This is a genomic window from Enterobacteriaceae bacterium Kacie_13, assembly GCA_013457415.1.
Lineage (GTDB): Bacteria > Pseudomonadota > Gammaproteobacteria > Enterobacterales > Enterobacteriaceae > Rahnella.
Map to the genome: position 1 here is coordinate 3,280,741 of CP045665.1, position 13,378 is coordinate 3,294,118.

At 54.0% G+C, this 13,378-nt stretch carries 10 protein-coding genes; 2 read left to right on the plus strand and 8 right to left on the minus strand.

Annotated features, from left to right (window positions below; translation table 11 throughout):
- Nucleotides 1-1,542, plus strand: coding sequence for an aminotransferase class I/II-fold pyridoxal phosphate-dependent enzyme (locus GE278_14895; protein ID QLK63306.1), 1,542 nt, complete (start codon nt 1-3; stop codon nt 1,540-1,542).
- Here the strand turns inward: GE278_14895 and GE278_14900 are convergent.
- From GE278_14900 to fabB, 6 genes are all read right to left on the minus strand, one after another.
- On the minus strand, nt 1,499-2,623 hold the full coding sequence (locus tag GE278_14900) for an anion transporter (protein QLK61987.1): 1,125 nt from the start codon (nt 2,621-2,623) through the stop codon (nt 1,499-1,501). The two genes, GE278_14895 and GE278_14900, sit on opposite strands and share 44 nt — an antisense overlap.
- Nucleotides 2,624-2,837: 214 nt before the next feature.
- Nucleotides 2,838-5,144 carry an arginine decarboxylase gene (locus tag GE278_14905; GenBank protein QLK61988.1) on the minus strand — a complete coding sequence of 769 codons (2,307 nt, stop codon included), beginning with the start codon at nt 5,142-5,144 and terminating at the stop codon, nt 2,838-2,840.
- A gap of 50 nt (nt 5,145-5,194) precedes the next feature.
- A complete protein-coding gene (gene adiC, locus GE278_14910) occupies nt 5,195-6,532 on the minus strand; it encodes an arginine/agmatine antiporter (GenBank protein ID QLK61989.1) in 1,338 nt (445 codons plus the stop codon).
- A gap of 282 nt (nt 6,533-6,814) precedes the next feature.
- Complete coding sequence (locus GE278_14915; protein QLK61990.1) at nt 6,815-8,272, minus strand: PepSY domain-containing protein; 1,458 nt, start codon at nt 8,270-8,272, stop codon at nt 6,815-6,817.
- Nucleotides 8,273-8,366: 94 nt separating this feature from the next.
- Nucleotides 8,367-8,843: a DUF2946 domain-containing protein gene (locus GE278_14920; GenBank protein QLK61991.1), complete on the minus strand. Its 477-nt coding sequence runs from the start codon at nt 8,841-8,843 to the stop codon at nt 8,367-8,369.
- Nucleotides 8,844-8,974: 131 nt separating this feature from the next.
- Nucleotides 8,975-10,195: a beta-ketoacyl-ACP synthase I gene (fabB, locus tag GE278_14925; protein ID QLK61992.1), complete on the minus strand. Its 1,221-nt coding sequence runs from the start codon at nt 10,193-10,195 to the stop codon at nt 8,975-8,977.
- Nucleotides 10,196-10,367: 172 nt separating this feature from the next.
- Between fabB and mnmC the strand changes: the two genes are divergently transcribed.
- The gene (gene mnmC / locus GE278_14930; GenBank protein QLK61993.1) at nt 10,368-12,398 is read left to right on the plus strand and encodes a bifunctional tRNA (5-methylaminomethyl-2-thiouridine)(34)-methyltransferase MnmD/FAD-dependent 5-carboxymethylaminomethyl-2-thiouridine(34) oxidoreductase MnmC; all 2,031 of its coding nucleotides are present in this window, start codon (nt 10,368-10,370) and stop codon (nt 12,396-12,398) included.
- 70 nt (nt 12,399-12,468) lie between these two features.
- Here mnmC and GE278_14935 read toward each other — a convergent pair whose 3' ends face one another.
- Both GE278_14935 and GE278_14940 read right to left on the minus strand, forming a co-directional pair.
- Nucleotides 12,469-12,747, minus strand: coding sequence for a YfcL family protein (locus GE278_14935; GenBank protein QLK61994.1), 279 nt, complete (start codon nt 12,745-12,747; stop codon nt 12,469-12,471).
- 36 nt (nt 12,748-12,783) lie between these two features.
- The gene (locus tag GE278_14940; protein QLK61995.1) at nt 12,784-13,338 is read right to left on the minus strand and encodes an elongation factor P hydroxylase; all 555 of its coding nucleotides are present in this window, start codon (nt 13,336-13,338) and stop codon (nt 12,784-12,786) included.
- Nucleotides 13,339-13,378: the final 40 nt, after the last annotated feature.

The following is a 13,378-nucleotide window of genomic DNA, read 5'->3' on the forward strand; positions in this document are numbered from 1 at the left end:
ATGATGAGACCCATTATGTCCAGCCAGGCTCAGCCTTCTGCTTTGATTACGCTGTTCGAAAATGCAGGTACGCAGGATGCCGCTGCAACCACCGGCCTGCGTGAACGGTTGTGTGCCGCATTGCGCAAAGCAATTAACACCGGCGCACTGACTGCCGGGCAAAGGCTACCATCCTCACGCATGCTGGCTACTGATTTGAAAGTGTCGCGTATCACCGTGGAAGCGGCGTATGCGCAGACAGAAGCCGAAGGTTATCTGCAACGCCACACCGGCAAGGGTACGTTTGTCAGTATGTCACTTCCCCGCCCCGCTCCACCACGTAAAAACGCCACGACTCCGGCTGGCCTCTCAAGGCTGTCTGTCCGTGGGCAAAAAATTATCGCGACCGGCGGATGCCGGGATCCACAGCTTCCCACAGCCTTTGCGGCAGGTTCACCAGATTTACGCGCTTTTCCGTTGAAAACGTGGAAACAGCTAACCGCTAAAGCGCTACGCATTCACGGCGAGCACCTGCTGGGCTATGGTGATCCGCAGGGCTATTTACCCTTGCGTGAAGCTATTGCCAGTTATCTGCAACAGTCCCGGGGTGTCGTCTGCACTGCCGGGCAAATTATGATTACCACCAGCTCGCAGCAGGCACTCCAACTACTGGCGATGCTGCTTATCGACCCTGCTGATAGGGTCTGGCTGGAACAGCCTGGCTATCTGGGCGCACGCAATGCCTTTTCCAGCGCCGGTGCAGACAGTTACGCTATCCCGGTCGATGAGGAAGGAATGAACCCGACGGCGGATTATCCTGTTCCACGCCTCATCTATCTGACACCGTCGCATCATTACCCAACCGGCGTCAGCCTGAGTTTGCCACGCCGCCTGCAATTGCTCGATTATGCAAAACGCCACACCAGTTGGATCATCGAAGACGATTACGACAGCGAATTGCACTACGACGGACGACCGCTTCCGGCAATGCAGGGGCTGGATAAACATCAGCAGGTGATTTATCTCGGCACCTTTTCGAAAGTACTGTTTCCTTCGCTGCGTCTGGCTTATGCCGTTTTGCCTCCGGCACTGGTTGCGCCGATGGTCACTCTGCGCACCGTCAGCGACGGACACTCTTCTCAGATGATGCAGGCGGTGACCGCTGAATTCATTAACGCCGGGCATTTCGCCGCTCACCTGCGTTTTTCCCGTCAGCTGTATCAGAGCCGTCGCGATCATCTGCTGGACCAGATTAATCAAAAAATTAGCTGGCTCACCCCGCAGGTTGCCGCCGGCGGTTTACAGCTTGCCGCCCACTTACCCGCCGGGCAGGAAGCGCATTACAGCGCACTCGCAGCGCAGGCCGGGGTAGAAACGCCGCGCCTGTCGCCCTTATTTTTCGATGCGTCAGGAGTGTGCGCTCAGCATCAGGACGGCTGGCTGTTAGGGTTTTCCGCCCTGACACCTGTAGAAATTACCTCCGCTGTCAACCGGTTAGCATCTCTCAACGTGCAGCTTACTACGCCACCAGCGGTAACAAAAACCAGCCTGCCAGCCCGCTAAACAGCAGGAACGGGAATGAGTAGGCGTGGAATTTAAGCCAGATTTTTTTGTCATTTGCCATGCGCAAAGCAATCAGGTTGGCCAGCGAACCAATCGCCAGACCGAAACCACCGGCATTCACGGCGTAGGCCAGCAGCGCGCCCGAAGGCAAATAGTTGATCATCAGGATGGTCGCCGGCACGTTACTGATCACCTGAGAAAGTCCGATGCTGAGCAGGTAATGTCCGTAATCCGGCAGACCAACAATATGCGCAAAGGCGGGTTGTAATATATCCAATCCGACAATCAGTCGCACATCGATAAACATCACAATGAAGACCAAAATCAGCGGCCAGTCGATGCGCAGCAGCACCTGTCGCGCCAGCCAGATAAAGCACAGAATAACCGCCATTAAGCCGTAGATCGCCAGCCCCAGATCCACACTAACAATAAACGCTATATACAGTAGTACGGAACTGAACAGCAGACGTTTCTGGAAGGGATAGCCTTCTTTACTCTCCAGCTTTTTCAGGCTGTGCGACGGGAAGCAGAACCAGGTGACCAGCAGCAATGCGGCCAGCGTAATTACCGCCAGCGGTGCCATCTGAGCAATAAAATGCAGGAACGACAGACCGGACTTATTCCATAACAGGATATTTTGCGGATTCCCGATCGGCGTCAGCAAGGATCCTGCATTCACCGCGAGCGCTTCGAAAATGATCAGCCGGGTGACCGGTAGCGACGTCAGTTTTTTTAGTGTAATGGTCAGCGGGATCACAATGAATAGCGCGACATCGTTGGTCATAAAGGTGGAAAGCACCGCCGCCGCCATCACCAAAAACAGCGCCAGCCAGCGTTCGTTGTCAATAGCGTTAATCATCTTACGGCCGACAAAATCGAAATAGCCGCTGACCTCCACACCTTTGGTCAACATCAGCAGACCTAACAGCGTAACGATGGTGTCCCAGTCAACAAACTGCGGAAATTGCACAATTTTGGCGGGCTGAAAGCAGGTCAGCACAATGCCAAACAGCACTAAAAGATGCAGAAATCGATCGCGTAAGAAAGGTTTAAGTAATGTGCCAGCGACTGTTTTGAACATAAGTTTTCTGCATTAATAAGCCGGTTATCTGATGCGCTGACGTTACCCGAAGAAATTCCTCCCTGCCAGCGCAATTCCTCATTCTCCGCGATGTCGCGCAATAAAAACGGGGCTCATACAGAACCCCGTCGGCGGATTGCGAGATGCGCCGCAATCCTTTCATTTGCGCCCGTTTTCATCTTGCAGAATATAAAACGAGGAGGCAGACTCGCCGCTAGTTTTTCAGCACCCAGATGTAGTACTGGCCGTCCTTAAACTCTGCGCCTTCGAGTTCTTTTTCGAAGCCGGGGAATTTCTCGCCCCACTGCGCAATGCTGCGGATATAACTGAGCCACGGATCGTTTTTGGCACCAAAGCTTTCGCCAGGCATTACGATAGGAATGCCCGGAGGATAAGGGATCACCCCCACCGCGGAGACACGCCCGGCCAGCTTATCCAGCGTCAGGTGTTCACAGCGTCCGGCCATGTGATCCTGAAACGCAGCGCGCGGCAGCTTGACCGGCGTCGGAATTTTGCCGAAAGCTTCGGACTGGAGTTTGTCCATCTGACTGGTTTTCATGTAGGTGAACATTTCGTCGCAGAGATCCTTCAGGCCCATACCGGCATAACGGGCGGCATTGGCGGACGCCAAATCCGGCAGACACAGCGTCAGCGGGCTGTTGTCGTCGTAATGTTGCTTGAACTCCAGCAACACGTTGATGAGCGTCCCCCACTTCCCCTTGGTGACGCCGACGGAGAACAAACACAGCACCATGAAATCGGTGGTCCGCGAAGGCACGATGCCGTGCTGAGAAAGGAAAGCAGTGACCATCGCCGCAGGAATGCCGTTTTCCAGCATCTTGCCATCATCACCCATGCCCGGTGCAAGGATGCCGGCCTTGATCGGATCAAGCATGCACCAGTCGTCGTCAAGCTGATCGAAACCGTGCCAGCTTTCCCCCGGCCTCAGCACCCAGCAGCTCGGGTCAGTGGTCAGTTGTTCTTTGGAGGCATTAATGAACGGGATTTTTTTACCGGTTTTCACATCCACCACATCAGGCGCATTCCACGGCGAGAAGAACCATTCGCCCTGAGCGGAGAACGCCGCATGTACTTTGGCCAGTGCCATACGGAAATCGACCGCTTCGTTGATGACTTCCTGCGTCAGCGATTCGCCCTGCTTGCCGTCCATCATCGCCGCACCCACTTCATTGGCGGCAATAATGGCATACAGCGGCGAGGTCGTGGCCTGCAACATATAGGACTCATTGAAGCGGGAATGCTCCACCGGTTTTTTACCGTTACGGATGTGAATGTAAGACGCCTGCGACAGCGCGGCCAGCAGCTTGTGCGTGGAGTGCGTGGCGAAAACAGTCGGACCTTCAGGGTCATGATCCGCCGGGTTGCCGCGCATGGCGTAACGGTCACGGTAGAACGGATTAAAGCGCGCGTAAGCATACCAGGCTTCATCGAAGTGAATGTTATCGACGCTTTTTGCCAGCAGATCCTGCGCCTGTTTCGCGTTATAGCACATACCGTCGTAGGTACAGTTGGTGACCACTGCATAAATCGGTTTAGGGTCCGAGGCGAGTTTTTTCAGCGGATGTTCATCGATCTTCTGCTGAATGGACTCCGCCATAAACTGTGATTTTGGGATCGGGCCGATGATGCCAAAACGGTTACGCGTCGGAATGAAGAAGACCGGTATACCGCCAGTCATCACCAGTCCCTGCTCGATCGATTTATGGCAGTTGCGGTCGCACAGCGCAAACTGACCTTCGCCGACTACCGCCGTCATGATCGCGCGGTTAGAACCGGAAGTGCCGTTGAGCACCGAGTAGCTCTGGTGCGAGCCGAAGACCCGTGCTGCATAGGTTTCTGACTCTTTAATCGGTCCGCTGTGATCGAGCAATGAACCCAGCGCACCGCGCTCAATACCGGTATCGGTGCGGAAAAGGTTTTCACCAAAAAAATCGAGAAACTCGCGTCCCACTGCGGTTTTAGTGAACGCGACGCCGCCCTGATGGCCGGGGGCAGCCCATGAATATTCCGGTGAATATTTGGTGTAGTTAAACAGTGCTTTGGTGAACGGCGGCAGCAGCTGATCGTAATATTTGTCTATCAGCGCCACCGAGCGCGCAGCGATAAATTCGGCAGTATCTTCATGCATCCACACAAATTCGTTAACCATTTTCATGGTGTCGAGCGTCAAAGTGTCGATACAGGAGTGTTCAGCCATCAGCAGCACAGGCACGCCTTTATTGCGACGGCGGATCTCCTGCAACAGCGTAAATGCCTGACTGTGCGAGGCGCTGTCATTGCCACCGGAGGTCCAGTCAACAAATACACAGCAGATAGACGCATCTGACGTGATGGTCGCAATGCCGTCTTCAAAGGTGACAGCGGGGATCACCGTCAGATTGGTATCTTCGAGCGCTTCAATCAGCTCCCGCACAGCGCGCCCATTGGCGGTATTCACATCGGTAATGTTGCTGTCGACCACCAGCACTTTACGTTTTTTATGGCGACTTAAATCGATCATAACCTTTCCTTTTCGTCTGGAATTTCAAAATATCCGGAAGTTAAAAACGGTCAGTCCATTTCAAGAGGTTTACCCAATGGGTATGGGTTTTTATGACGACGGTTATAGTTAAAGCTATACATCGCGGTGATTACCATCAGCGCGATAAATGACCACATTACCTCTTCTGCGCCGGAGCCGACCACGGCCCAAATGCAGTACACAAAGGCAATCAGCACGATGAAGCTGTACATGCCGCTGCGGTTGCCCAGATGCCCATGACCGACCAGCATCAGCGCGGCGCAGGTATAAAGGTACGGCACTAAGGTGAAAATGACCGAAACTGAGGAAACCAGCGCGAACTGCGCCGTGGCGTCGGGAGATATGGTGGAAATCTGGAAGATGGTCATCAGAATGCCGAGCACGATAAGTCCTTTGACCGGTACGCCTTCTTTGTTGACCTTGGCGAATATCGGCGGGAATAGCCCGTCATCGGCTGCTGCTTTCGCCGTCTGGCTGGCCAGCAACGTCCAGCCGCCCAGCGATCCCAGACAACCGGCCGCCGCACAGAAGGTCACTATCGCTCCTGCCGTCTCGCCCATCGCCATCCGTGCGGCATCACCGAAGGGAGACGTGGAAAGCCGCAGCGCGGCATTGGGGATCATTCCCATGATGGCAGTGGTGGAAAGTACATAACAGACGGCAGCGATCAGCACACCGCCGATGGTGGCAATTGGCACGTTGCGTTTCGGATTCTTCACCACCGCAGCGGCGACCGAGGCGCTTTCTACACCGATGAACGACCACAGCGTCACGCTCAGCGTGCTTTGGATAGCACCGAATGTGCCTTTCCCGCTGACGTTCCAGGCCTCCATGTAGGTATCACTTTTGAACCAGAACCAACCGAAAATGGCAATCGCCAGTATCGGGATCAGCGCCAGCACCGTCGCGACGGCCTGAACGCGGGTGATCATCTTCGCCCCGACAATGTTCAGGATGACGAACAGCCAAAGCACTGCAACGCAGGTGAAGGTCAGCACCAGAGGTTCTTTTAAAATAGGGAAGAAATAACTGAGATAGCCGACGCCGATCACCACCATCGCGATATTACCGACCCAGCAAGCCAGCCAGTAAAGCAGGTTGGTTTGATAACCGAGATAAGGGCCAAACGCTCTTCGCGCGTAGGCGTATGAACCACCTGCGCTGTCATCCAGAGAGGACATTTTGGCGTACACCATCGACAGCGCCAGCGCGCCGATAATAGTCACCAGCCAGCCGTAAATAGCGACCCCGCCGGTGGAGGCAAGATTTGCCGGCAAAAGAAAAACCCCCGAGCCCATAATATTCCCGGACACCATCAGGGTGACCGGAATTAACCCTACTTTATGATCGTCTGATTCAATAGCCATGAACTAACCCCTACAAAAAGTAATACATTAATTTTCAAAGGAAATATTGAATAAATTAAAGACGGACTTAGGACTTTTCTGATGCAAAGATAAGACTAGTAGAGATTTATGAGGGGCGTTAATAATAGCGAGATAATTTAAATAAATGATTAATCATAATAAATATAAAAGTCTGTTTATCAGGATGATAAGTAAAATTTAGACAGGGAGATTCAGAGGAATGACACTAAAACCGGCGGCGCAAAGAGATTGAGCCGCCGGTCAGGCAGGTTAAGAAGAGTTTCAGCTACGGGCAGTCTGCAACACGCGCTCAGAACGTGCCCATCGGGCGATATCAATTAGCAGGAAGATTACCAGACTGATACCCATCACGGGCAGGGAAATCGCCAGCGCCAGTGTGATCAGAAATATCGGACATTGCAGACGTAAAGGCACGGATTTCCACGTCTGCATCAGCGTGACTGCCGGGTTAACTCCGTCAATATTCACGTTTCTGCGCAACCACCACAGACGATACCCCCAGGCAATCATCACGCAAAGGCCTGTACCGAACACCGCCAAAATCACCTGATTCCACAAGCCAAACAGAATGCCCATATGGGCATCCACGCCCCAGCGGGTGAGTTTCGCCAGCAGCGGGAAATCGGCAAAATAAACGTGATCGACAATCCGCATCGTTGCCGGATCAACAGAAACGGCATCGACTTGCGTCGGCCAGCTGCGATCGACTTCGGTTACCGTCCAGGCTTTACCGGGCGTGTAAGCCGGGCGAATTTCGATCTTGTTCGCCTCAATCCCAGATGCCCGTGCTGCCTCAACCACCGTATCAAAAGTGTGCGGCATGACCGGCACGGCTGTTGGTGCCTCGGGCATCACATGCGTTGACATATCCATGCCCGGCATATCAGGCATGTCCGCCATCGCGGCATGATGATCAGCGTGTTCGTCCGCAGGTGCGGCAACCACCTGCGCGTCCAGATTTGTGTTGACCGCAGGAGTCAGCCAGCCCATGTAGGCGCGCAGCACACCAATGTTGTCCCCTGCCCACTGGGACCATGTCAGACCGGTGGCGGAGAAGAATAACAGCCCGGCCATCAGCACCAGTCCCAGCGTGCTGTGCCAGCGGCGACTGCGTTGTTGCTTTTCGACTTTCTCGCTGAGTTTGCGCGGCGTGCGGGTTTTCCGGCGTCCGATCAGCCACAGGATCACACCGCCAATGGCTGCCACCCACAACCAGGATGCCGCAAGCTCGCTGTAAATCCGCCCTGCGTCACCCAACAGCAGGCCACGGTGCAAATCATCCAGCCACGTACGAAACGGCAGAATACCGCTGGTGCCGTACACCGTCATATCCCCTTTCACCGCCAGCGTGGCCGGGTCGATAAAGATTGCGCGGCTTTTGGAAGCACCTAATTGCGGATCGGAAAACATCACCCGCGTCGTATCACCGGCCTGTGGCGCGGGGCGGACGGCGTAAATTTTCGGGTTCTCTCCCGCCACATTGATGGCGGCATCAATCTGGCGCGATAACGGCTGTGGCTCGCCTTTCGACGATGTGAACAGCGCATCGGCGTACAGATAATTTTCAAACTGAGGCGTGAGAACGTAAAGCGTACCGGTCAGCGCGGCAATAAAAATAAACGGGCCGACGAACAGGCCGATATAAAAATGAATGCGCTTAAGCAGCGCCAGGGATGCGGCTTTGACCGTCATTTTGTGAGAAACAGCAGGCTGGCTCATCAATCAAATTTCCTGAATTTTCCATAGCAGATGTATAACGGCTACGCAGGTTAAGCGCCGTTATGACGATATTTTTTTAAGGAGAAAAGTGACTTCAGGAGATGACAGGCGGCGCGCGGGGCTGTGAATCGGTATAGAACTGTGACGGGGAAAGACGTTGAATGACTGAAGGCGGGGGCGCGCGACCGGCAAAGTCCAGCGACCACAGTATCGGCATGGCCTGCAAATCGAGCATCGGCAAATGCACCAGCAACACGCAATAGCCGCAGGCGGCATCACTCATGTCACCGAACATCATCATTTTGGCGATGTCCTGCACTGGCGACTGGCAGGTTGGCTTCTGGCAATGCCCCGCAGAGGCATTATGGTCTGACATGTCCATGCCAGCCATTTCATCGTCAGGCATGTCCATATCGGACATCACCATGCCGGACATCATCACATGCTGCGCACCCTCAGCCACCAGCGATTTAGAAACCACCGGTGCAATAAACAACATCAGTATCGCCAGGATCCCAAGCCATGCCGGGAAGCGCAGATGTCGATGATTGATTTGTCTGAGTGAAAGCATTATGTCAACAAGGTGAAAATAAGAAGCGGCGAAATTGTACCTGAATTGTTGATGGATAACAGGAGGGATAAATCAAAGACGTAAAAAAGCCCGCTCGTAAGCAGGCTTTTATCTGACGTTAATGACAGGAATTATTTGTCGTTTTTCAGCTTACGCATGACCAGTGTGGCGTTAGTACCGCCGAAGCCGAAGCTGTTGGACATCACCGTCGTCAGCTCGCGCTGAGTCGGTTTAGTGATGATATCCATGCCTTCTGCTTTCTCATCGAGATCTTCGATGTTGATGCTTGGTGCAATGAAGCCGTGCTCAGCCATCAGCAGGGTGTAAATCGCTTCCTGTACGCCAGCGGCACCCAGAGAGTGACCGGTCATGGCTTTAGTAGAAGACAGCGCCGGTGTTTTATCACCGAAGACTTCACGAATGGCACCCAGTTCTTTCACGTCGCCGACCGGAGTAGAAGTACCGTGCACGTTAACGTAGTCGATTGGAGTGTCCACGCCGTTCATTGCCATTTTCATGCAACGCACTGCGCCTTCACCGGATGGAGCCACCATGTCTGCGCCGTCAGAGGTTGCGCCGTAGCCAACGATTTCTGCGTAGATGTGTGCACCACGTGCCAGAGCATGTTCCAACTCCTCGACGACAACCATACCGCCACCGCCAGCAATGACGAAACCGTCACGTTGCTGATCGTAAGTACGGGAGGCTTTTTCAGGGGTGTCGTTGTACTTGGTAGACAACGCGCCCATGGCATCGAATTCACAGGCCATTTCCCAGCACAGCTCTTCGCCGCCACCGGCAAAGACTACGTCCTGTTTGCCCAGCTGGATCATCTCAACCGCGTTACCGATGCAGTGAGCAGAGGTTGCGCAGGCAGAGCTGATGGAATAGTTAACACCGCGAATTTTGAACGGGGTTGCCAGACAGGCAGACACACCGGACGCCATCGCTTTGGTCACCATGTATGGACCCACGCCTTTCAGGCCTTTAGCACGCATACCGTCGGAACCCGCAACCTGATTGCGTGGTGAACCGCCGCCGGAACCGGCGATCAGGCCAGTACGGTCGTTGGAAACCATTTCAGGAGTCAGACCGGAATCTTCAATCGCCTGTTGCATAGAAAGATAAGCGTAGATCGAGGCATCACTCATGAAACGCACAATCTTACGATCGATAAGGCCCGCGGTGTCTAATTTGACATCACCCCAGACGTGACTACGCATGCCGGCATCTTTCAGCTCTTGCGAGAAGGTGATCCCAGAGCGACCCTCTTGCAGAGATGCAAGAACTTCCTGCTTGTTGTTACCGATGCTCGAGATGATACCCAGGCCAGTAATCACTGCACGTTTCATTTAATACCTCTTGTACTATTAATAACTATTCGGGATTTCGTCACGCACTCTAGCGTACAGTTGTACGCCGAACAAGTCCGATCAGCAATTCGTTGTGTAAATCGTGGTAAATTTGCGCGGGGTCAAACGCAGGCGTAAACTCCGGCATCGCCTTGAACTGAGAGAGTTTCACGTGAGCCATAACCCGATCACACCCGCTGAATTAAGCTGGAACGAACAGGGTACACCTGTTTCCCGACATTTTGATGACGTCTACTTTTCCAACCAGGACGGCTTACTGGAAACGCGTCATGTCTTCCTGAATGGCAACCATTTCCCGGCCCGTTTTGCCGATCACCCTCGCCCGCTTTGCATCATTGCAGAAACGGGATTCGGTACCGGACTGAATTTCCTGACGTTGTGGCAAACCTTCGAGGCTTTTCACAATGAACACCCCGACGCTACGCTTAAACGGCTGCATTTCATCAGCTACGAAAAATTCCCACTGTCCGCTCAGGATCTCGCTGCTGCCCACGCACAATGGCCGGAACTGGCTGCATATTCCGCCGAGCTTTGCGGACAATGGCCAATGCCGTTCGCCGGTTGCCATCGCCTGCTATTAGCTGGCGGGCGCATTACGCTTGACCTGTGGTTTGGCGACGTGACTACCCTGCTTCCGGCATGTGACACCAGTATGAATCAGCAGGTGGATGCATGGTTCCTTGACGGCTTTGCACCGTCGAAAAATCCGGACATGTGGACACCCGATCTCTTCAATGCCATGGCGAAGATGACCCGTCCTCAGGGTACATTCGCGACCTTTACCGTGGCCGGAATTGTCCGCCGGGGTTTGCAGGAAGCAGGCTTTGAGATCGAAAAAGTGCCTGGGTTCGGTGAAAAGCGCCATATGTTATCCGGCGTTTTACCTTCAAAAATTGATGTTCCTCATCCTGCACCGTGGTATTTGCGCCCGGCGGCACAAAATGCAACAGAGCTTGCGATTTTAGGCGGCGGCGTCGCCAGCGCGGTGCTGGCGCTGGCGTTATTGCGTCGTGGCTATGCGGTAACACTCTACTGTGCCGATGAAAAACCGGCGCTCGGCGCATCGGGCAACCGTCAGGGCGCGGTATATCCATTGCTCAACGGGCGCGGCGATACGCTGGAACGCTTCTTCGCTCATGCTTTCACCTTCGCCCGCCGTCAGTATGCGCAGCTGGAAAAGCTGGACGTGCCTTTTGATCATCAGTGGTCAGGTGTTACGCAATTGGGCTACGACGGAAAAAGTCAGGGGAAGATCGACGGGATCTTAAATGGCGGCTGGCCTGAAGGTCTGGCGAAATCACTGACGGAAGCGGAAGCGGAGGCATTGTGCGGTGTGCCCTGTGGCAGCGGTGGCGTCACGTACCCGCTGGGTGCATGGCTGTGTCCGGCTGAGCTGACGGCGTCGTTGATTTCGCTTGCACAAACGCAAGGCTTAACCGTGCATTACCGCCATCGGGCGACGAACTTGTGTCAGGTTACAGGTTCACAATGGACGCTGACCTTCGCCGATGGCCACGAAGCCGTTCATCAGGCCATCGTGCTGGCAAATGGTGCGGATATCACGGATTTCGCCCAGAGCGAGAAGCTGCCGGTTTATGCGGTCAGCGGTCAGGTGTCGCATATTCCGACCACGCCTGAACTGAGCAAGCTCAAACAGGTCCTGTGTTATGACGGCTATCTGACACCGGTCAATCCGCTCAATCAGCATCACTGCATCGGCGCCAGCTATCATCGTGCGGATAAATGTACGGATTACCGCGCCGACGATCAGCAGCAAAACCGTCAGCGCCTGATTGACTGCCTGCCGGAACAACGGTGGCCGCACGATGTTGACGTCAGCAAGGGGGAAGCCCGTAACGGCGTGCGCTGCGCAACCCGCGATCACCTGCCGATGATCGGTTCGGTTTCCGATTACGATGCACTGTTGGAAAGCTACAAGGCGCTGGATCTCGACGTCAAACGCCATCGCCCTGTTGCACCTGCGCCGGTGCATGAGAATCTGTTTCTGTTTGGCGCACTCGGCTCGCGTGGCCTGAGCTCCGCCCCACTAGGTGCCGAAGTGCTGGCCGCGCAGATTGCTGGTGAGCCGCTGCCGCTGGACAGCGAAACGCTGGCGGCACTGAACCCGAACCGTATGTGGGTGAGAAAATTATTGAAAGGCCGCCCGGTCGAATCGCACTGATTCAGCTCCTTCAGGCAATAAAAAAGCGCAGCCGGAAAAACCGGAACTGCGCTTTTTTTAACTGAAGAGATTACTGAGGGAGAGATGCCTGATAAAGATTTTCCCACATACCCTGCACCAACGCTTGATCGCGTGGTGATAATTCACCGGCGCGGATAGCTTTATCCAGACCTTCCTGAACAAGAATTTTCAACGCTTCTGGGGTGTGTTCACCGTTTTCTTCCGCTTCTGCGACAGCAACAGTCAGATGACCACGCAGATAACCGCTTGCAAACAGTTCGTCGTCGCTGGCGCTTTCGACCATGTCATCAATCAGCGTTAAAATCCGCGTTTCAAATTCTGCGATCATTACTCTTCCTCTCGTATCTGGAACTCAGTTTTATTATTACAGCGGCTGCAACGCAGGGAAGTCTGCAGGCGTCAAAGGGGCGGTATTGTAAAACGATTGTAACGCTTTAATAAAGCGCAAAGGTCTTGGAGGAATCCCCTGATCCAGCATGCGCAATACTTCTTCGCGCACTTTGTTCTGGAATCCAACGCGGTCTGGCTCACAATCGCCGCTCAGGTTGTCACAGCTGACATTGAAAGCGAAGCCCGCCGCCGCACAGAACAGCCACTCATAAGATTGCGGTTTGATTTCCACTTTTTCGAACTCGCTTTGCGTCTGCGCATCGCGACCGTCCGGGCAATACCAGTAGCCGAAATCCACCAGTTTATGACGTTCGGCACCGGCGACGCACCAGTGGGAGATTTCATGCATTCCGCTGGCGTAATAACCATGAGCAAACACAATGCGGTTAAACGGCTCAACTTCATCGGCGGGCAGGTAGATCGGTTCGTCGTCACCTTTGATCAGGCGCACGTTGAATTCCTCAAAGAAACAGGAATCAAAAATGTCGATCAATTGATGGTAGTTATGTGTTGCGGTCGAATCTGACATATTTGCTGTGAAACTCTGTAAGTAAGATCAGGGGCGACAA